Below are 328 nucleotides of genomic sequence, written 5' to 3'. Positions count from 1 at the left end.
CCGCCACCCGCTGCCAGATCAGCTGCGCCTGCGGCTCGAAGGTCAGGTTGGGGCGCAGCGCGATCGAGTAGCCGCCCTCCAGCGAGGCGGCGAACGCCTTGCCGTGGGTGGTGCTGCCGACCCCGCGCGACGAGCGCGGGTCGACCGACAGCGCGCTGCCCAGCAGCACCGCGTCGGTGTAGCCGCCGCTCGGGCCGATATGCGTCCAGTAACCGCCCAGGCTGTAGGCGTCGATCGCCAGCGTACCGACCCCCCGATCCTGGAAGCCGAGCGCAAAGCCGCTGACGTCGCCCTTGGCGTGCGCGTAGCCGAGCAGCAGGCCGTAGTG

The 328-nt window shown here is 72.3% G+C and carries 1 protein-coding gene; it reads right to left on the bottom strand.

Annotation, left to right across the window (positions count from 1 at the left end):
- Window positions 1–328: autotransporter domain-containing protein (locus ACZ2IA_RS22880; protein WP_470294887.1), on the bottom strand; the 328-nt coding region annotated here is incomplete at both ends.

This window comes from Crenobacter sp. CS_VA4 (assembly GCF_055597485.1).
The sequence above is the reverse complement of the archived record's forward strand: the minus strand, read 5'-3'. Positions and strand labels throughout refer to the sequence as shown.